We start from the raw sequence: 21,505 nt of genomic DNA on the forward strand, positions 1-21,505 counted from the left end.
AGGGAACCAAGCCTTGGAATCATAGATAGTCAAAGTATCAAACGGGGTAATAATTATTCCTTGAATGGAATAGATGGGAATAAGAAAATCAAAGGTATAAAGCGTCATGTGGTGGTTGATAAGAATGGTTTTCTTATTGCTGTTATGGTTACAATCGCTAACATCCATGATAGCAAAGCGGCATATTTACTTATGCGTGTATTGAAAGAGCTTTGTTCGGGAGTAAAAGTTCTCTTCGCTGACGGAGGATATAGAGGTAAATTGATTGAAAGCGTGAAGAATAAGTTTGGCTATCTGATCCGGGTTGTGGTAAGCGCTTATAAAGAGCAAGGCTTCAGACCTATTCACAAAAGATGGATTGTAGAAAGTACTTTTTCCTGGTTTGATAATGACAGAAGGCTTTGCCGAAATTATGAGCTAACATTCGATTCAGCTGAGGAAATGGTCAAAATCGCCGCTATAAAATTATTATTGAGGAAAATTTAAACAGGCTCTTAGTTGCATTAATCTGAGAAGGCCTTTCCACCTCTTTTAACGAAGAAATAGAAATACTAAACAAGCCGATCCCTTCCAACTCAACCGTATCCCCCGTTAAAAGATGCCGTTTCAAAGTTGTCGAAAAAGCCTCCAGTAACCCCTTAACATCCGCACTACTGAATGATGACATAGAACCAATCTCAGCAGCAATCTGCTCCGTTTTAATAGCCCTGTCACTAATGGCCGAACATGAAATTTTATTTTACCATCCGCTTTCGGATTAGGTGTCTCATGAATAGAATACTTAACTGTAGCCATACGTATCTTTTCTCAATTGTAAGTTTGGTTAATAAATTAATTTTCAACGGTTCTCTTTTTCCACAAATATAGAAAAACTTTACCACAGTTATAGAAAAACTTTTTGACAGTTGTGATAAAAGCAAGTTGTAGAAAATTTATTTTCATTACACACTACACGATAAGCTTTCAATTATGTATCTTCGCTCATTAAAATACAGTTGTGGTTTTTTTCTTCTGAATCACAATAAGGATTATTCCGTTGTGAAAACATTTGGTTTGCCCCTTGTCCATAAACAGGGGGCTTTTTTGTGTCTTTTCGTTACTTTTCTTTTAACTTTGCGCTTACATCTTTAATGTTGTGTGTAATAACGTAAATCAATTATATATTATATGTACAGAACGAAGACTTGCGGTGAGCTTCGCTTGCTGAATGTGGGCGAGGAAGTTGTTTTGGCCGGATGGGTGCAGAAGGCTCGTAAGATGGGTGGAATGACTTTTGTTGATGTCCGCGATCGTTATGGTATTAGCCAGGTGGTTTTTAATCAGGATGTGAATGTGACTTTGTGCGAGGAGGCGAATAAATTGGGACGTGAGTTCGTTGTTCGTGTTACGGGTAAGGTGCAGGAGCGTTCAAGTAAGAATAGTCATATTCCGACAGGGGATATTGAGATAATTGCATCGGATTTGAAGGTGCTGAATGTGGCTGCTACGCCTCCGTTTACCATCGAGGATGAAACGGATGGGGGGGATGATATTCGTATGAAGTATCGTTATCTGGATCTTCGCCGGAATGTGGTGCGTCAGAATCTGGAGTTGCGCCATAAGATGACACTCGAAGTGAGAAGTTATTTGGATTCGCTGAATTTTCTTGAGGTGGAAACGCCTGTACTGATTAGTTCTACACCGGAAGGTGCGAGGGATTTCCTTGTCCCTTCTCGTATGAATCCGGGACAGTTTTATGCTTTACCGCAGTCACCACAAACGTTCAAGCAGTTGTTGATGGTTTCAGGGTTTGACCGGTATTTTCAAATCGTAAAGTGTTTCCGTGATGAAGATTTACGTGCCGACCGTCAGCCGGAATTTACGCAGATCGACTGTGAGATGAGTTTTGTGGACCAGGAGGATGTGTTGACTACTTTCGAAGGAATGACGAAGCATTTGTTTAAAACGATTCGTGGGGTGGATGTGGAAACTCCGTTTAAACGAATGACATGGCACGAGGCGATGAAATTGTATGGTAGTGATAAGCCGGATTTGCGTTTCGGTATGGAGTTTGTCGAACTAATGGATGTTCTCAAAGGGCATGGTTTTTCTGTTTTTGACGATGCGGCTTATATTGGTGGTATCTGTGCAGAAGGTGCTGCAAGTTATACGCGTAAGCAATTGGATGCATTGACGGATTTCGTAAAACGTCCGCAGATTGGGGCTAAAGGTATGGTTTATGCCCGCGTAGAAGAAGACGGAACGGTGAAGTCGAGCGTTGATAAATTTTATACGCAGGATGTTTTGCAAGAAATGAAATCGGCATTCGATGCGAAACCGGGCGATTTGATTTTGATTCTTTCCGGTGACAATGCGATGAAAACCAGAAAACAATTGTGCGAGCTTCGACTTGAGATTGCTTCTCAATTGGGATTGCGTGATAAAAACAAGTTTGCCTGTCTATGGGTGGTTGATTTTCCTCTATTTGAGTGGAGTGAAGAAGATCAACGTTTCTATGCAATGCACCATCCGTTTACGTCACCAAAGTCCGAAGATATACCTTTGCTTGATTCCGATCCCGGAGCCGTTCGTGCGAATGCTTATGATATGGTTATCAATGGCGTTGAAGTAGGCGGTGGTTCTATTCGTATTCACGACAGTGCGTTGCAGAATAAAATGTTTGAATTATTGGGCTTCACACCGGAACGCGCGCAGGCACAGTTCGGCTTCCTGATGAATGCCTTCAAATACGGAGCGCCCCCACACGGAGGTTTGGCTTATGGCCTGGATCGTTGGGTATCGCTGTTTACCGGATTAGATTCCATCCGTGACTGTATCGCCTTTCCTAAAAATAATTCAGGTCGCGATGTGATGATTGATGCACCATCAACTATCGATCCCGAACAATTAGAAGAATTATCTATTAAGGTAGAAGTGAAGGAGTAGTCGGTTTCTTTTAAAATACATATATTTGTGATATGTATAAAATTAAGGACATAATACGCGAAATAGAAGCATTTGCTCCACTGCCTTTACAAGAGAGTTATGACAACTCGGGAGTTCAGGTGGGGGATGTGAACCAACAGGCGACAGGTGCTTTGCTTAGTCTTGATATTACGGAAGAGGTAATAGATGAGGCGATAGAGCTGGGATGCAATCTGATTATTGCTCATCATCCTTTGATCTTTAAACCTCTTAAAAGGTTGACGGGGGCTAATTATATCGAACGTTGTGTAATAAAGGCTTGTCGGAATGATATCGTTATCTATGCAGCACACACAAATCTTGACAACACAAAAGATGGAGTCAATTATTATTTGGCAAATCTGTTGGGACTAAGGAATGTACGCGTGTTAAGTCCGCAAAAGAATGTTTTACTGAAATTTGTGACATTTGTTCCCGAATCATATGCCGATGTAGTCCGAAACGCGTTATTTAATGCAGGAGCGGGGAATATTGGCAACTATGATTCGTGTAGCTATAATCTGAAAGGAGAGGGGACATTTAAAGCGAATGAAGGTTGTGATCCCTACTGTGGTACTATTGGTGAGATACATATAGAGCCTGAAATCAGGATTGAAACAATTCTGCCTGTGTATAAAAAAACAGCAGTTACACGGGCGTTACTTTCCGTTCACCCCTATGAAGAACCTGCGTTTGACTTCTATCCGTTGGCAAATACCTGGAATGAAATCGGATCCGGGATCGTTGGTGAACTTCCGGAAGCGGAAGACGAAGCTATGTTCCTTGCCCGTATAAAAGAACTCTTCCATGTGGGCTGTGTGAAACATTCCGCTTTGCGCAATAAAGCCGTACGGGAAGTTGCTCTCTGTGGAGGTAGTGGAGCATTCCTGATTAATGATGCAATAGCCTACGGCGCTGATGTGTTCATTACCGGAGAAGCAAAATATAATGATTTTTATGATGTGGAAAACCGTATTCTGTTGGCTGTGATAGGACATTACGAATCAGAACTCCATACAAAAGATATCTTTTATAATTTGATTTCGAAAAAAATGCCTACCTTTGCCCTACATTTTTCGAATGTTAATTCAAACCCGGTTAAATATTTATAGAATGGCTACAGATAAAAAATCAGCTGAAAAAGAATATACAGTTGAAGAAAGGCTTTCTACGCTATATCAACTTCAGACAATGATGACTGAGGTAGATAAAATTAAGACACTTCGTGGCGAACTTCCTTTGGAGGTTCAGGATCTTGAAGATGAGATCGCGGGGCTGGAAACCCGTCTTCAAAACTATCAGACGGAGATCAAAGATTTTGAAGCTGCTGTTATAGAGCAAAAAAATAAAATCACGGAATCCACCGGATTGATTGAAAAATATAAAGGACAATTAGATAACGTACGTAATAACCGTGAGTTTGATAATTTGTCTAAGGAAATAGAGTTTCAAGGTTTGGAGATTGAATTTTCTGAAAAAAAGATTCGTGAATTCAATGAAACAATCGTAACGAAGAAGAACGATATCACCAAGATTGCTGAAACCTTAGAGGGACGTAAGGGAGACTTGGAGCAAAAGAAAAGCGAACTCGAAGAAATTATTTCGGAAACCAGACAGGAAGAAGAAAAACTAAGAGAGAAAGCGAAGAAATTGGAAGCTATTATCGAACCTCGCCTATTGACTGCATTTAAACGTATTCGTAAAGGTGCACGCAATGGTTTGGCTGTTGTTTATATTCAACGTGATGCATGTGGTGGTTGTTTTAATAAGATTCCGCCTCAGAAACAGATGGATATCAAACTACGTAAGAAAATTATCGTTTGCGAATATTGCGGACGTATTATGATTGACCCTGAATTAGCGGGTGTAGAAGAGATTTAAGAAAACAAAACACAGTATAAGATTAGGGATGCATATGTATCCCTATTTTTTTTCAATGCTAAGGAAAGTACGTGCGTATATAGAAGAATTCCACTTGTTGACGGATGATAAGCCTATTATTGTCGGGGTGAGCGGGGGCGCTGATTCGGTTGCCCTTCTAAGCGTGCTTTGCGATTTAAATTATCAATGTATAGCTGCGCATTGCAATTTTCATCTGCGTGGGAGTGAATCAGACCATGATGAGGCTTTTGTCCGTACTTTTACATCCGCGCGAAATATTCCGTACTATAAAATAGACTTTGATACGGAGTCTTATGCCGAAGAAAAGCATATTTCCATAGAAATGGCTGCCCGTGAGTTGCGTTACCAATGGTTTGAACAGTTACGCGTAAGCCTTTCTGCCCAAGCAATAGCTGTTGCGCATCATGAACAAGATAATGTGGAGACTGTTTTATTGAATCTGATTCGAGGTACGGGAATTAAAGGACTCACCGGTATGCAACCGAAAAATGAATATGTGGTACGCCCACTTTTATCCGTTAAACGAAATGATATTTTAGCCTGGCTGGAACATAAAGATATAAGCTACGTAACAGACAGTACAAACCTTTCTGACGAATACACCCGCAATTTTATACGTCTTAAAATCATTCCGTTATTAGAAGAAATCAATCCTTCAGTTTCTGAAGCGATCATAAGGACGGCTGAAAATCTTACAGATGCAGAGAAGCTTTATGCCTCCTCTTTGAGTGAATATCAAAAAAAAGTGCTTTCAGAAGATCATTCAGTCCTGATAGAACCCTTGTTAAATACCCCAGCGCCTAAAACTGTTTTATATGAAATTCTGAAGTCGTATGGGTTTAATCGCTCTGTCGTAAATGATATTTACCTGAGTTTATCGGGAGAATCGGGGAAACGATTTTATTCATCTACCCATCAATTATTAAAGGATCGGGATCGTTTGTTTATTGTGCCCCTTGCAGAACCAGAAAAGGATACTCAATGCCTGTTCCTGAACGAACAGGATAGAGAAATACAGTCTCCGATTAAACTTTCTTTGCGAAATGAGGTTATAATAGAAAGCCCCTCTATCAGTAAGGAAAAGAATATTGCTACTCTTGACCGTGATAAATTGCAGTTTCCTCTTTGTTTGAGACGTTGGAAAGAAGGTGATTGGTTCATTCCGTTCGGGATGAAAGGACGAAAGAAATTGAGTGACTATTTCACTGATCGTAAGTTAAGTTTGTTTGAAAAAGAAAAAATCCGGGTGCTTTGTAGTGGAGAAAATATCGTTTGGATTGTTGGCGAACGAATAGATAATCGCTTTTGTGTTGATAAAAACTCAAAAGAGATGCTTATAATTCAATTTTTCGATTAAATAAGCTGTTTTATTAAAAAGAATTTTTACATTTGCGCAGATTTCTCCGCTAATATGTTACTAATAGAGGTCAGATTAGCTAAACAATCCGTTATTTTTTTATATAATTATAATTTTTGTCAGCATTAAAAAGCAATGATAAAGTTGTGTATGGTTCATAAATATATATCCATCCCTTTATCCTATCTATATTATTACTTCTCAATATGCAGAAATATAACATCTTAGAATTAAATGAAAAACTTCTTCCGGAATTGCAAAAGATTGCCGAAGAATTAGGTATTAAAAAGATTAGTTCTTTAAGAAAGGAAGAGCTTGTTTATAAAATATTAGATGAACAAGCTATCTCTTATGCTGGTTTACAAGCAGAAAAAGAGAAAAATAAAGAAGCTAAAAAAGCCGAAAAACAGTCTAAAACAAAAAAGACAACTAAGTCTGAAACACCAAAGGGAAAAGCCGCCAAAGAAACTAAAAAGGAAGCACCTAAAGCTGATACGCCTAAAGTAGCCGAGGTAAAGGCTGTAGAACAACCCGTAAAAAAAGAAGCGAAAGAAAAGCCCAAAAGAGCTCGCGTGGAGAAGAAAAAGGAAGAAACAAAAGTGGAACCTGTTTCCGAAACTCCCAAAAACGAAGCTGTAGTGGAAAAGAAGCCTTCTCCTGTGGTTGTGAAAAAACAGAGTCCGGTTTTAGTAGAACAAACGAAAGAGGAACAGAAGCCTGTTGATGAGGCTAAACCTGAAGTGCAAACTCCTCCGGCTATCCCTTCAAAACAAGTGAAAACAGAGCCAAAGGAAACAAAAAAAGTGATTCCTGCTGCTGAAAAACAAACAGAGGTTTCTACAGAAGAAAAAGCAGAAACAAAACGCGTATTCTTCAGACATCCGGATACGAATTCGCTACTCGACCAAATGTTTCCTCTCGCTTCTCCAGCGCCAAAACAGGAACCTGCGCGGCAGGCTGAACAACAAACGAGTCAACAGCCAAATAATAATAATCGTCAGAATAATAACCGCCAGAATAATAACCATCCGAACGCAAAGAATACTAATGGTAACCAACAGGAGAAACCATATGAATTCGATGGTATTCTGATTGGTTCAGGGGTGTTGGAAATGATGTCTGATGGGTATGGATTCCTTCGTTCTTCGGATTTTAATTACCTGACTTCGCCTGATGATATCTATGTTTCACAGTCGCAGATCAAGTTGTTTGGTTTGAAGACGGGTGATGTCGTTGAAGGACCTATTCGTCCTCCAAAAGAAGGTGAAAAATATTTTCCATTGGTGAAAGTAGATCGTATCAATGGCCGTACTCCGGAAGAAGTAAGAGACCGTGTGCCGTTTGATCATCTGACTCCGCTTTTCCCGGATGAAAAATTTATGCTTACCGAAAAGAAATCGACTAAAGTAAATGATCAGATTGCTGTTCGTGTGGTTGATCTTTTCTCTCCGATAGGTAAAGGACAACGTGGTTTGATTGTTGCCCAACCGAAGACCGGTAAGACGATGTTGTTAAAAGACATTGCTAATGCGATTGCGACCAATCATCCGGAAGTCTATATGATTATCCTGTTGATTGACGAACGTCCGGAAGAAGTTACCGATATGGCACGTAGTGTTGATGCTGAAGTTATTGCTTCTACATTCGACGAGCCGGCAGAAAGACATGTGAAGATTGCAGATATTGTATTGAATAAGGCAAAACGTATGGTAGAATGCGGTCATGATGTGGTTATTCTGTTAGACTCGATCACTCGTTTGGCGCGTGCATATAATACCGTACAACCTGCATCCGGAAAAGTACTCTCGGGTGGTGTGGACGCGAATGCGTTACAAAAGCCAAAACGTTTCTTTGGGGCTGCCAGAAATATAGAAAATGGTGGAAGTCTTACGATTCTTGCTACTGCTCTTACTGAAACAGGGTCTAAAATGGATGAAGTTATTTTTGAGGAATTTAAGGGAACCGGTAATATGGAGTTACAGTTAGACCGTAAATTGTCTAACAAACGTGTTTATCCTGCGGTTGATATTACAGCTTCAAGTACACGTCGTGACGATCTCCTGCAAGACGATAATACACTCAACCGTATGTGGATACTTCGTAAGTATTTGTCTGATATGAATTCTATGGAAGCTATGGAATTTGTAAAGAAACGTATGGAACAAACGTTTGACAATATGGAGTTTTTAGCGTCAATGAACAGCTAATCAATAGTAAAATATATCTGAAAACGCCTGGCAGAATTTCTGACCAGGCGTTTTTTCTATTTACTTGATAGTCGGCGGGTTCTTTAGTGTTCCCCCTTCATTGTATTTCTGATTATTCGGAAGACCTTTCTGGCCTACCCCTTCTTTTAGCAGTTCTTTCAAATCATTCAGGTGGTAGCGGTAAATACCTCGCGGGTTCGTGTTGTATTTCTTGCAAAGGGATGCTGCCATACCAACTACTTCTCCCATCATTCCGGTAGTACGCATTACGCGTACTGTGCCTAATGCAACATGTGTGACGCTGATATTCCGTCCTGCCATAAACAGATTGTCTATGTTTCTGGAATAGAAACAGCGATAAGGGATTGGATAAGGATGAATAGGCGTGTGTTTGGCAATTGATTTAAATTCAGCACCGGGAAAATTAGCCGTATTTTTAGGATCAGGATAATGCAGATCGATCGTCCAGGTGGTAGCCGCCGTTCCGTCTTCATGAACAACATACTTTGTCAGATCCGCTTCCTTTAAGATATAATCACCCAATAAACGTCTTGATTCCCTCTTACCGGCGATATAAGCAACCCAACCTAATTTCCTGTTTTTATATAAGTCGTTCTCCCTTAGTTCATTTTTTAGATAGCTCCAGTTAGAGTACACCACCAAAAGACCATAATCACGAATACGTTCAAAGTCCTTGATCTGGTCGTAGTTCATTCCCGTTTCCCAAGTCCATTCTCCCATTGTTACCTTTTCACAACTTGCGTCCGTAAACTTGACTCCATAATTGAATAAGGGAAAACCCGTAGGCTTTTTTTCATCTACAGAATACCACTGTACAGATGCGCCCATCGTCATTTTATCGGATTCATCAGGGGCTGTCTCTTCTCCGAATTCCTCTTTGCTCTCTCTACCCATAGTAAAGTCCGCTCCCGCCAAATAACCGATTGTTCCATCCCCCGTACAATCCGAGAATACAGGAGCCACAAATGTTTTTTCTTCTCCCGATTCAATATGTTTTGCAATAATCGAGGCGATTTTAGAACCATTCATATTTACAGCGATAGCTCTGAAGTTAGAAAACAGCGTGATGTTTTTCTCGTTTGCAACAATCTGATCTTTCTTATCATCTTCATAATAATCTGCAGGTTGAGCATTTCCACCACGCGTAGGTCCAAACTCCTTCTGCAAGTTACCCAACTCTTTATAGGAGCCTGATTCAATACGTCCCCCAAGATGAACACGGATTTCAGAACTGTTATTTCCTCCTAAAACCGGACGATCATTGATTAAAGCTACCTTGCATCCTAAACGAGCTGCAGAAACAGCTGCACTGATACCCGCAACACCACCCCCAACGACAACCAGATCATACGTTCCCGCCGTTGGCGGGGTATCCGGAAGACTAAGCTCCTTTTTACGGAATGTACCCAATGCCGCCAGGTCAGACGGAGGAACATCTCCTTCTTCAGTTGTGAAATATATCGCATCACATCGTCCGTTAAACCCCGTTAAGTCGTGCAACCCTACTGTAGCTTCTGTTTTTTTGATGCTTACTTTACCGGCTGACTGCCATATCCAGGCTTCTCCTTCAGTCCCCAGAACCGGAGATAACTTTTTCCCGTTTACCGATAACTTAAACTTACCCGGCCCTTCACCTTTCTTCCACGGAGAAGTCCAGTTGAATGTCCTCACGTAAACATAATAAGTACCCGTTTCAGGAAAAGAAACTTTTGTTCCCGCATCATCAACCGGTTCTCCCAAACCATGCGCCATCAGATAAGGCGATCCCATTAGATCCATAAATTGCTGATCCACTACCCAGCCTCCTTTCTCTGTAAAACTTTCCGCTTCAACTAAAAGTCGGGCAGCATTCGCCACATTAAAACTCAAAAGCAAAGCTAAAACTGCAACTAAATTTGTTCTCATGTTTTATCGTATTATTTATAGTCTAACCCTATAAAGTATTAAGTATTTATAAATATCTTACTTTCTCACCGCATTCGTTATATCTTTGCTCACATCCCTTTTGCATTAATAACTTTAATTCATCCAGATGATAACGATATACTCCGCGAGGAGATACGTTGTGTCTTTTACATAAAGAGGCTGCCATACCAACCACTTCACCCATCATTCCGGTTGTACGCATAACACGAACCGTACCTAATGCGATATGAGTTACACTGATATTTCTTCCGGCCATAAACAGATTCTCAATATTCCTTGAATATAAACATCGATACGGAATAGGATAGGGGTCTATTTTGATGTGTTTGGCAATGGACTTAAACTCTGCATTCGGAAAATTAACTGAGTTATCAGGGTCAGGATAGTGAAGGTCGATAGTCCACGTAGTTGAAGCCGTTCCGTCTTCATGAATCAGTTGCTTTGTCAGATCACTTTCTTTTAGAATATAATCGCCAAGTAATCTGCGCGACTCCCTCTTTCCGCTAACGTAGGCTACCCAATCTAATTTCCGATTCCTGTATGCTTCGTTTTCTTTTAAATTATTCTTTAGATAGCTCCAGTTAGAATATACAACTAACAAACCATAATCACGGATACGTTCAAAATCATTAATCTGATCATAGTTCATGCCTGTTTCCCATGTCCATTCACCCATCGTTACTCTTTCGCAATTTTGGTCAGAGAAAGTAACGCCATAGTTAAAATACGGAAATCCCGAAGATTTTTTTTCTTCCGAAGAATACCATTGTACGGAAGCTCCCATTGTTAATTTATCCGCTTGCTCAGGAGCTGTTGCTTCATTAAACAGATCTTTGGCTTCTCTTCCCATCAAGTAATCAGCCTTTGCAAGATAACCTACAGTACCGTCTCCAGTACAATCAACAAATAGTTTTCCGGTAAAAACCTTTTCCTGATTTGTGATGATATCTTTCCCTGTAACCGATTGAATAGTTGCTCCATCAACTTTGACAGCAAATACATGTGTGTTTAGAAAAAGATCTATGTTATCTTCCTGCTCTATTATCTCAGTCTTTTTGTCATCTTCATAATTGCTTGCAGGTCCGGCATTGTGAATCTTCTTCTCCGGATTTTCTTCAATCACTTTTAAGATGTTCTTACTCCTTTCACTTTGAGGATCTTGTTTTGCTTCCCAAAGAGTCCAATATCCAATAGAACCTATTTCATCTACTACTTTTCCTAATTGCGGGTAAGGGCTTTGGAATATGAGTCCAGACAAACCAACCCTGACTTCAGAACTATTATTCCCACCCAAAACCGGTCGGTCTTGAATTAGAGCTACCTTACTTCCTAACCTTGCTGCTGTAATGGCCGTACTCATTCCGGCTATTCCACCACCTACAACAACTAAATCATAGGTTTTAGTTTCCGGTACATTCACTATTCCTTGTAATTGCCGACGAAAAGCATGTAATGACTCGCTTTCAGACGGAGGAATATCTCCCTTTTCTGTAGTAAAAAAGAGAGCATCACATCGTCCGTTAAACCCTGTCAAGTCGTGTAGCCCAATCGTTACCTCAGAGGTTTTAATAGTAACCTTTCCTACAAGCTGCCATAACCAGGCGTTTCCTTCTGTCCCTAATACCGACGAGAGTTTTTTTCCATTTACGGACAACATAAATTTACCCGGTCCTTCTCCCAGTTTCCAAGGAGAAGTCCAGTTATATGTCCTTGCATAAATATAATAGACACCTGTTTCCGGGAATTTAACAATTGTTCTTGCGTCATCAACTTTTTCACCCAAACCATGCGCCATCAAATAGGGTGATCCCATTATGTCCATGAACTGTTGATCAACTACCCATCCGCCTTTCTCTTTAAAACTTTCAGCCTCTACCAACAAGCGGGCTGCTTCAATAAATCCAAAATCCAAGAAAAGGATTAGGATTGTAAATAAATATATTCTCATGTTTTATCGTATTATTTATAGTCCAACCAGGTTGTTGCATTTACATCAGTATCTGATACAAACCTGATCCATCTGGCCTGAAAAGAGTCAGGGAATTGATGAACCTGTTTCTTCCCTGCTTCAACAGGTATAACTAAGTATTCCATCCAGTCCCCATTGCCTGTAGGATCAACTTCGATTGTGAAATTAACAGTCTTGCTTCCATTATGAGACAGGGTTAATGTCTTCTTATCATAGAAACTAATCAGATAAGGATCGGAGGGTATTCCCTGTTTAACGCCCGATTCAACCCACGGACCGCCTTCCCCCACAGGTTTACCTAAAGTCCAGAGGTCGTCGATTACTCCTGCCCATACTGCTGCTTTATTATCATCGGAAACAATGATATGTGGATTATCTGCTCCCTTTTCAGGGGTGACACCTGTTAAAATCAACATACCGCGATACGAAGCATAGTCGTTAATTTTGAAATTATGTGAGCTGACAGGTCTGATTTTAGCATACCCGTCGGCGTTTTCTGCCGGAAGTTCAAAGAATGTACCCATAGCATGAAAAAGATCTCTTTCGGTCGCAACTTCACGGCAAATACGTAAAAGCCCCTTATTGGTGTCATCGGCTAATTTAGCGTTGCTGAAAGGAAGTCTCCATCTGCGATCGTTGTCATCTATGATCAGAATAGAACCCTTCTCGATTGAAATCACTTGCTGAGGAATAGCAAACTTTTCGCGAATGAAATCGGTCGTTTCCTTGTCCTCTTTACGCACGAGTTTCAGCGTATCTCCCATTTCGTAATAGCCTGTCTCAATCGTTTGACCGTCTTTGATTTCTGAAGCAAGTACCCCTAATGCACGGCGGTTATCCCCCAATCCGTAGAGTAATCCTCCCTTAGAGGCAGAAGATTCAGATGTTGCCAAACCCTTGAATAGTTCTGCGGGAGAAGTCGAACGTTCATCCGGAGCGGTATAAGCAAAGGCTACAGTTGCTGTCGTATTCTTATCTGTTTTTACCCGTATCCATTCACCTTTATCGGCAGAGGTAAAAGGAATACCAGTGGATTTACCTGCAGCAACTGTTATGGATTTTAGTTCAGACCAGGTATTGTTACCTTTAATATCCGTTTCAAATGTAAAGGTAATATCCTGGTTACCTTCATTTTTCACCCAAGCCTGCCGTTGATTCCAACCACTAAACAAAAAAGGCTCCGAATAACTGTTTGCCTTAACTTCTTCCTTAGCCCAAACAGCACCTTCAGCTGTAGCCGGACCTAACTCGTCCGGTTTTGTTAATGACGTAAACCAAAGATTCGAGTTGGATTGTCCCGGCCCCTCAATGTTGCCTTTTGTTTTACGCTTATTCAGAAATTCTTTCTGGGCGGAGTCGTCACAACCAAACACAAGCCCATCGTTCCAGCGGGTAAAATCTCCGATCACTTTCAGATAAGCTGTACGAGGACGGATTCCAGCGGTGTTGTCTGCTGTAAATGTACCCGGGAAATGCCAAAACATGCCATGCATAGTCATCAGATAGTCGGGCGAACCGGCCGTTCCTATGTCACGAATACGAGGCCATTCCGTGTTCCATCCATGTGCCCCGTCATAACTATGGCTGGCTTTAGGCAGGCGGAAAAAAGTCCACCCTTTTTTCGCATCGCGAACACCCAGTAAAACAGATTTATAATCCCAACCGGTTGCCCATATCGGATCAGTTTCCGGATTAGAATTACCATAGATTCCTCCGGGTCCGGTTACTTCCACAAATTGATTTCGGCGAACAATTTTCCAATCTTTTCCATCCCATTCAGCCAATGCTCCTGACTTTATAGCAAAGTTGACCAACGCCTCTTGACCGGTTTCACCGTTATTCGAATAAACCAAAACCCCCTGACCGGAATAAAGCCCTTTCCCGTGCGCACCGGGCAATAAAGCAGCTTCCTGCGCCATCTCTCCGGGTTTTCTGTTCACATTCCCGTCTTCAAATAATGTGTTCGGTTCAAGTGTTTTTACATCAACTTCATAAAAACCTTCCTCCATAGTCCCGTAATAGATTTTATTCGCGGGATCTGTCAGATGACGCGCATTGCCGGTATGCCTCCCGGGCATAGATTTATAAGGAATCGCACGTACATTTCCTTCTTCAGAAATAGCATAAGGCCCGATAAACAATTGATTACTCTCCTTATGGATCATCCTGTTGGCAGGTGTACCTCCGATACTTTCCTCACGAACAATCTGATTTAATTCCGGTGTGATCTGATATAATTTATCAGACGAACCGAAAGGCAGATGAGGGCCATAAGTTATTACCCATAAATTGCCTGACCAGGGAACAACCGCCCCTGTTCCGCATTCCCCCTCGTTATTATAATAAGCCAGATGAGGATAGATTCCGGATAATTCCTTCGGTGGTGCAGTCTTTTGATTGGATGTAGAGCATCCGATAGAAAAAATAAGAAATAGCAATAGTGTAAATCTTGCGAACATGGTCTTTTTAGATTTGATTGTGAAAATATTAACTTTCAGGTAAATAGCAAGCTTCTTTTTCCCTTTTTAGTAAGAAATGAAATTTTGAGGCGCTTCAACTTTCGTTTCCAGGCGCTTCAACTTTCAAAACCAGGCGCCTCAACTTTCGTTTCTAAGCGCCTCAACAAAGAACTTTACAGTGATCAAAATAAACGTATTTACGTAAATACGCTATTTGATACTTGATGGTAGGGATATTACATAGGTCTAATAATTCTTGAACAGCATGCAATACTCCCTACCTCAAAGGTTACTAATTACCAATTCGGATTCTGATCAAGATTCTCGTTAATCAGACGATCGTCGGCAGGAACCGGCCACAAATAGTCACGTTCCGCATCGAATTTGCGTTCACTCGCCGTAACAATATAACCCGCTTTAGCCATAGGGCTAAGATCGGCAAGACCATTTTCATCTATTTGAGGCACACCTCCTATTGGATAGTTTCCGTCTTTCCAGTTTTGGATCAATTGACGATATTCAGCAGAAACAGAATTTTCATCTCCATCCCAGGATGTAGATCCCGACCATGCTCTACGTAAGAAATAACTGGGGCGATTGTAAACCTTCTCTGCTAATTTCCAACGAATCAAATCAGCATAGCGATGACCTTCCCAAGCCAGTTCAATGAAACGTTCAGTACGAAGAACAGTGCGCATAGCGCTCTGTGTGTCAAGCATAACGCGCGGATAGGTAATATCTGTCCCGGCATAAGCTCTTTCACGTAATTTGTTAATCGTAGCATCTAAAACATCCTGAGAACATCTGTCGAGTTCAATCATTGCTTCAGCATACATTAAAAGCACATCGCCATACCGTAGATAAGGATATGTTGTCGGTGCGCCATTGCGCCCATTGTCAAGGAACGAATCATCAATATACTTTTTGAAGCAAAAACCATTGTAAGCAGCATGTTCTGCACGGGCTTTGGAATCTGTATTGCTAACCTGTGCACCATCTGATCCTCGATAAACAGTAGTTTTGTTTGGTGCAGGATTATGTTCATAACCGAGCCATAAATAATCTTTCGGATCATAAGTTCCATCCAGAACTTTCTTGTTATATGCCGTAGCAAAAGGAACGACCGTCATTGCCAGACGAGGATCCCGATTCTCAAAGATATCTTTCGGATTGTAAAGTGGCGATTCGTCAATAGGTTTACCATCTATACAAGGATAGGCACATATAAGCTCGTAAGAAGGAGCTTTTTGTGCACCCCATCCTCCTGAAAGACGGGTTATACAGTTCAGCACATCGGCTCCAGCCCAATAATATTTTTTCAGTGTTACATCACCACGGAAGAAAAAGATCCACTCATCCGACCAGGAAGCCGTAAACAAACTTCTGTAATTACTGTGTAGTTTATAAACATTCAGATCCATACATGCTTTTGCCGCTGTAGCTGCTGTTTCGTAATCGCCGTTTCTAAGCGCAATACGTGCTTTAAAAGCAAGAGCTGCCCCTTTTGTTGCTCTTTGTGTGCCGGAATAACTGTTGGGTAACCGTTTCGTTGCTTCGTCTAAGCACTCGTAGCTATAGGCTAATACATCCGCTTTTGGAGATCGTGATATACTATAAGCTTCATCAAGTCCCATTCCTACTTTGTCAAGAATCGCATCTCCCCAATGAAAAGCTAACATCCCATAGGCATATCCCATATAAAAATAGGCCTCTCCTTCGTATTGTGTGACACTTGCTTCTGCAACTCCCATAGAGCGTGCATTATCCATATTGTTCAGCAAACGTAAGGCGCGTGCAATACCTTTATACAGGTTTTGCCAACGAGTGGCAATTGTACCGTTTTCTGCAGTCAAAGTGCCATTCTGTACAGCAGAAGTGGTATTACGTGCTGTTACGTCATCGCTCCAATCCATTGGGTCTATCGGGAAGAACTCAGTGCGATAGAAGTCATTTAAAGACATTTCAATCTCTTGCTGTGATGAATACCAATTTTCACTTGAACCTTCAGATAAAGGATTAAGATCGAGATCAACGCAAGCCGGGAGCATGAACATTGATGTTATTATAGTCGTTAACAATATCTTTTTCATAAGAATACGTATTTAAAATTTGACATTAACTCCAAAAAGGAAAGACGTTGATATAAAGTCTGAAGATGAGCCTATTTCAGGATCCCATCCTTTGGGGTAGTTACTGATAGCCGGAAGATCGTTTACACTAAAATATAAGCGTATATTCTTCATGCTGATTTTGTTTAGTATTTCCTTTGGTAATGAATATCCAAGTGTTATATTTTTCATACGGAAATAAGCCCCGTTGAATAACCAGTAATCAGATCCGGTATAAGTATTTGTTGTATTTGTATAGGTCAGACGGGGATACTTAGCTTTAAGATTTTGTTCTTCCGTATTGTGCTGGCTCCAATAGTCACCCAATACAAGTGACGGAACAGCACCCCATTGTTCTTTTAAAGGCTGAATCCAGGCAGAGTTAAATAAAACACGTTGGTGGCCTATTCCTTGAAATGACAGATTGAGGTCAAAGCTCTTCCAACCGACAGAAATATTACCTCCATAAAGATATTCCGGTTGTGAATTGCCCATGCGGACTTTGTCATCTGAATTGATAACACCGTTTTCATCCACATCTACATATTTAATATTACCGGCTTTATCGTTTGCCGTAAGTGTTGGGTATTTATTGCCGTCTGCATCATAGAGATCTGCATCCGTCTGAAATAAACCATCTGTTTTATACATATACCATTCATTATAATATGATCCTTCTTCATAGATGTAATTACCATTGATGGTGCGCTTGTCGCCTAAGTAACCCATTTTTGAACGATAATCAGACAGATTTGCAGATACACTATAAGAGAAATCTCCTATTTGATCAGACCAACTTAACTCCAGATCGTACCCTTTGGTGTACATGTCACCTGCATTCTGCGTTGGTGCAGAGAAACCGGCATAAGAAGGGAAACCGAGCGTAAGTAGCATGTCGGACGTTTTCTTATAATAGTAATCACCCGTAAAACGTAAACGATTATTGAACATTGAAAAATCAAGACCGGCACCATAAGTCTCTGTTGTTTCCCATGTGATATTGTTGAATGCGTAGTAAACCTGAGCAGCATTCTGTAAAGCAATAACAGACTGCGACGATTTGTCATACATGTAACTATTCCCAAAATTAATGGCTGCCTGATAAGGAAATTCTGAACCGATACGTTCATTACCGAGTTGACCGATAGAACCACGTATTTTTAGATAATCTACTAAATCATTTTTGAACCATGATTCTTCAGACATGACCCAACCTGCCGACATTGAGTAAAATGTTCCCCAACGATTGTCTTTTGCAAAACGCGATGAACCATCAGTACGTACATTACCTTGAATCATGTATTTGTTTTTATAGGAGTACATTAAACGGCCAAATCCGGATTCATAAGCGTTATGTCCTGCGCTACCTGAGTTGTACTGATAATCTTCCGGACCAATATTTAGATAAGGATATGTATCAAGTAGATAGTTTGTACGGGAAGCATCTTGATTTTCCCAACGATAAGAATAACCTTCGTAACCCGCCATGGCGCTGAACGAATGATCACCTAAAGTCTTCTGATAGTTGCCGTAGAATTGATATGTCAAACTATTATTATCATTACGTGTTTCTAAAAGATTTGTAGTTTTATGAGATTGCATAAAGGTGGTAGAACCATTCTCATAATAAACAGGGACTGCACGTGTGAATTTTTTTCCTTTGGTGAATGCAAAACGAGGTGCAATGATAGCTGACAAAGTGAGCCCTTTAAGCGGTGTTATATCTATTTGCGCTTTACCTCCGAACTTATAATAGTTTGTTTTATTCCGACCACCTTGCTGCAAACCGGCAATTGGATTTGCGCCATCTTTTACATCGGCGTAACGTCCATCTTCCCAATAAGGAGTATAATAAGGCGAAACCAAATAAGCCCAATATATAGCATTGATCTGAGACGGACTTATCGCGTTTGATTTAGAGAAATCAAGATCAATATTGGCTCGGAACCAGTCTGTTATTTTATAGTCATTATTCACACGACCGGCAATTCGTTCGTAAGACTTGTTCTCGTAATACCCATCCCCTTTCTGATAATTGAGCGTTGATTTAGTCCTTAGTTTTTCCGTACCACCCGAAACACTCAAGACATGTTGTTCATGCGATGTACTGTTTTTTAGTAATAAATCAACCCAGTCGGTATTCGGATAATGATAAGGATCAATTGCATTATTACTGAGCCATGACCCGATCGTTTCCTGAGAATATTGAGAATATGGATCGGAAGCTCCGTCATTCCACTTCACTTCGTTTTGTATGTTCATCCAGTCAATAACGTTACCGTTAGTCGGACGCGCTGTTGGCTTGTCAATTGCATACTCATAGTTGTAGTCGAAGGAGAATTGTTGTTCTTTGGCCCGTTTAGTGGTGATGAGAATTACACCTGCCGCGGCGCGCGAACCATAGATAGAGGCAGAGGCTGCATCTTTCAAAACAGTCATAGTCTCTACATCTGATGAAATAACATCGTTGAGTGATGATGGAACACCATCGACGATAACTAATGGATCGTTGTTAGAAAGTGTAGTAACCCCACGAACGCGTATTGTGGCAGAAGAACCCGGTTCTCCGGATGAACGGGTTACCTGAACTCCTGAAATCTGACCTTGCATACTTGTCGAAAGCTGTTGTGTGGAACGATTGGTTAATGTTTCTCCCTTGATGCTTGAAATTGCGCCGGTTAGATCACCCTTACGAGCTGTTCCGTATCCGACAACAATAACTTCGTCTAATTTCTCTGTGTCTTCTTCGATGACAACTGTAATGTTCGACTGATTTCCTACGGTTATTTCTGTTGTTGTATATCCTATGTAAGAAATAATTAGTATGGCATTTTCAGGAACATTAAGAGTGAAATTACCGTTAAAGTCTGTGATTGTACCTGTGGTGGTTCCTTTAATAACAACATTTGCTCCGATAATGGGCTCATTCTTTAAATCAACAACCGAACCGGTTAGTCTTCTTCCTGCTTGCAGAACTCTTGGGTTATTGACTGTTGCTGTTTTTATTAATACCTGTCGGTCAATTATTTGATATACGTATCCGGTATTAGACAATACTTGCGCCAGTACATCTTCTAAAGAACTGTTGTTTGCGTTGATATTTGTTTTTCTATCAACATTTACCTGGTTGTCATTATAGAAGAAAGTAAACTCACTATTTTCTTCTATCTCACGTAAGATATCACGGATACTGCTGTTTTGTTTGTGAATTGAGACCCTGAACTCTTGCGCATAAGTTGTTGCAGCCAGAGAAAAGGTACAGCAAAGAATAAGAATGGCTATAATCTTCATAATTCGATTTGTCTTACATAATAGCAGGACATAATTGTTCCTGAGCTTGTTTTTTTTCATAACTTTGAATATGTTTTTGATAAATTAATATGCAATACAGCGGTTAACGATTCGTGTTGTATGCATTTTCGGAAACTCATGGGTTGGGAGATGCTGGCAGGCGTCTTCCAACTTCTTTGAATAAGGTTAACTTTCTTTTTTACTTCATAGGCAATCTGTTTTTATTTGATGCTTTGAGACTAAGTATATAATCTTCACTTTCTGTTTTTTCAAAAAGAATAGGGGACGATTGTTGTAGTATAAAAAGGATCTTTTCAAGTGATTCGTCTCTTACCTTAAACGTAAATCTGTATTTCTGAGCTATTTCCTTTGTACAGAATATTTTTCTTCCGTACCATTGTTCCAAACGTGGGATAATCATGGTGAGTTGTTCGTTTTCGAATGAAATGATTTTGTTCTTTCTCCATGAGGTATATTTATCTGCATCTACAATGCATTTTGTTGTCTCATTTTCGTTGTTGACTGTAAATTTATCATTTGGTAACAGATAATATTCCTTTGTTCTATCAGTACAGGTACCCGGGATGTTGATTTTGAGTTTCCCATTAAGTAAAATTGCTTCAGACTCTTTTTCATCCTGATGACAGAATAGTTCGAATGCTGTACCCAAGGCCTGCACTTTCATCTTTGGGGTTTCTACAATGAATGGCTTTCGTTTATCTTGTTTAACGTCAAAAAAAGCTTGTCCGTCTAAGGTCACTGTCCTCGTTTTACCCAGAAATGAGGAAGGATATTCCAAACGACTTCCCGGTCCCAGTAATACAGAGGTGCCATCGGGTAACGTTACCGATTCAATGCGTTGGATCCCTGCCCCAACTACATAAGTAAATAAATTGTTCGTCTGATCCGTTGTCTTATGTAGGAAATAGATTGTTCCAACAACTAAAAGAATAGATGCCGCAATACTATACGCCTTATAAAAACGGAGCTGTTTGTATGCATGCTCATTCCAGATGTTTTTAATAATATTCCCCCATATTTTCTGCTTTATTGACAGGTGAGGAGAGGGCGTATTCATAGCATCAACCCATTGCTTATTCATTGAATTATTTACGAAATCAGCTTCTAATAGTTGTTTTTCCTCTTTTGTGGAAAAATCTTCGTGAAGTAACTTCTTAATTAATTGTTTTTTATCTCTTGTCAGCATATATTTGTCCTGTTATATTATAAATATGCGCAAGTTGCGTATATCCCCTATTGAGGAGAACGTTTTTTTCTGATTCCTTTGAAGTTTATATCCTAATATTGTTCATAATTGACTT

The 21,505-nt window shown here is 40.4% G+C and carries 13 protein-coding genes; 6 read left to right on the forward strand and 7 right to left on the reverse strand.

Annotated features, from left to right (window positions below; all coding sequences use genetic code 11):
* On the forward strand, positions 1-486 hold a 486-nt coding region (locus PHT93_RS05615), incomplete at its 5' end, for a transposase (RefSeq protein ID WP_300240519.1).
* On the opposite strand, the gene PHT93_RS15150 is transcribed toward PHT93_RS05615, so the two are convergent.
* A complete protein-coding gene (locus PHT93_RS15150) occupies positions 458-733 on the reverse strand; it encodes an HU family DNA-binding protein (RefSeq protein WP_363318625.1) in 276 nt (91 codons plus the stop codon). The genes PHT93_RS05615 and PHT93_RS15150 overlap by 29 nt on opposite strands.
* Positions 734-1,167: 434 nt before the next feature.
* Between PHT93_RS15150 and aspS the strand changes: the two genes are divergently transcribed.
* The 5 genes from aspS (at position 1,168) to rho (ending at position 8,409) form a co-directional block, all read left to right on the forward strand.
* Positions 1,168-2,925 carry an aspartate--tRNA ligase gene (aspS, locus tag PHT93_RS05620; protein WP_300240523.1) on the forward strand — a complete coding sequence of 586 codons (1,758 nt, stop codon included), beginning with the start codon at positions 1,168-1,170 and terminating at the stop codon, positions 2,923-2,925.
* Positions 2,926-2,957: 32 nt separating this feature from the next.
* The gene (locus tag PHT93_RS05625) at positions 2,958-4,055 is read left to right on the forward strand and encodes a Nif3-like dinuclear metal center hexameric protein (protein WP_300240526.1); all 1,098 of its coding nucleotides are present in this window, start codon (positions 2,958-2,960) and stop codon (positions 4,053-4,055) included.
* Between the two features lies 1 nt (position 4,056).
* Entirely contained in the window at positions 4,057-4,824 is a 768-nt protein-coding gene (locus PHT93_RS05630) for a C4-type zinc ribbon domain-containing protein (RefSeq protein WP_300240528.1), read from the forward strand.
* A 55-nt stretch (positions 4,825-4,879) separates the two neighbouring features.
* Positions 4,880-6,202 (forward strand): tRNA lysidine(34) synthetase TilS, encoded by a 1,323-nt coding sequence (gene tilS, locus PHT93_RS05635; RefSeq protein ID WP_300240530.1) that lies wholly within the window; start codon positions 4,880-4,882, stop codon positions 6,200-6,202.
* Between the two features lie 206 nt (positions 6,203-6,408).
* Complete coding sequence (gene rho, locus PHT93_RS05640; RefSeq protein WP_300240532.1) at positions 6,409-8,409, forward strand: transcription termination factor Rho; 2,001 nt, start codon at positions 6,409-6,411, stop codon at positions 8,407-8,409.
* Between the two features lie 60 nt (positions 8,410-8,469).
* On the opposite strand, the gene PHT93_RS05645 is transcribed toward rho, so the two are convergent.
* The 6 genes from PHT93_RS05645 to PHT93_RS05670 form a co-directional block, all read right to left on the reverse strand.
* Positions 8,470-10,335, reverse strand: a complete 1,866-nt coding sequence (locus PHT93_RS05645) for an FAD-dependent oxidoreductase (protein WP_300240534.1) — start codon at positions 10,333-10,335, stop codon at positions 8,470-8,472.
* Between the two features lie 46 nt (positions 10,336-10,381).
* Entirely contained in the window at positions 10,382-12,304 is a 1,923-nt protein-coding gene (locus PHT93_RS05650) for an FAD-dependent oxidoreductase (RefSeq protein ID WP_300240536.1), read from the reverse strand.
* An 11-nt stretch (positions 12,305-12,315) separates the two neighbouring features.
* Positions 12,316-14,784, reverse strand: coding sequence for a hypothetical protein (locus tag PHT93_RS05655; protein ID WP_300240538.1), 2,469 nt, complete (start codon positions 14,782-14,784; stop codon positions 12,316-12,318).
* Positions 14,785-15,080: 296 nt separating this feature from the next.
* Positions 15,081-16,874, reverse strand: a complete 1,794-nt coding sequence (locus PHT93_RS05660; protein WP_300240540.1) for a RagB/SusD family nutrient uptake outer membrane protein — start codon at positions 16,872-16,874, stop codon at positions 15,081-15,083.
* A 12-nt stretch (positions 16,875-16,886) separates the two neighbouring features.
* Positions 16,887-20,183 (reverse strand): TonB-dependent receptor, encoded by a 3,297-nt coding sequence (locus PHT93_RS05665; protein WP_300240541.1) that lies wholly within the window; start codon positions 20,181-20,183, stop codon positions 16,887-16,889.
* A gap of 199 nt (positions 20,184-20,382) precedes the next feature.
* Complete coding sequence (locus tag PHT93_RS05670; protein WP_300240542.1) at positions 20,383-21,390, reverse strand: FecR family protein; 1,008 nt, start codon at positions 21,388-21,390, stop codon at positions 20,383-20,385.
* Positions 21,391-21,505 lie beyond the last annotated feature (115 nt).

This window comes from Massilibacteroides sp. (assembly GCF_028705895.1).
Lineage (GTDB): Bacteria > Bacteroidota > Bacteroidia > Bacteroidales > Tannerellaceae > Massilibacteroides.

Coding starts and splice junctions, on each gene's coding strand:
- aspS (WP_300240523.1), top strand. CDS start 1,168: ATGTACAGAACGAAGACTTGCGGTGAGCTTCGCTTGCTGAATGTGGGC.
- PHT93_RS05625 (WP_300240526.1), top strand. CDS start 2,958: ATGTATAAAATTAAGGACATAATACGCGAAATAGAAGCATTTGCTCCA.
- PHT93_RS05630 (WP_300240528.1), top strand. CDS start 4,057: ATGGCTACAGATAAAAAATCAGCTGAAAAAGAATATACAGTTGAAGAA.
- tilS (WP_300240530.1), top strand. CDS start 4,880: ATGCTAAGGAAAGTACGTGCGTATATAGAAGAATTCCACTTGTTGACG.
- rho (WP_300240532.1), top strand. CDS start 6,409: ATGCAGAAATATAACATCTTAGAATTAAATGAAAAACTTCTTCCGGAA.
- PHT93_RS05645 (WP_300240534.1), bottom strand. CDS start 10,335: ATGAGAACAAATTTAGTTGCAGTTTTAGCTTTGCTTTTGAGTTTTAAT.
- PHT93_RS05650 (WP_300240536.1), bottom strand. CDS start 12,304: ATGAGAATATATTTATTTACAATCCTAATCCTTTTCTTGGATTTTGGA.
- PHT93_RS05655 (WP_300240538.1), bottom strand. CDS start 14,784: ATGTTCGCAAGATTTACACTATTGCTATTTCTTATTTTTTCTATCGGA.
- PHT93_RS05660 (WP_300240540.1), bottom strand. CDS start 16,874: ATGAAAAAGATATTGTTAACGACTATAATAACATCAATGTTCATGCTC.
- PHT93_RS05665 (WP_300240541.1), bottom strand. CDS start 20,183: ATGAAGATTATAGCCATTCTTATTCTTTGCTGTACCTTTTCTCTGGCT.
- PHT93_RS05670 (WP_300240542.1), bottom strand. CDS start 21,390: ATGCTGACAAGAGATAAAAAACAATTAATTAAGAAGTTACTTCACGAA.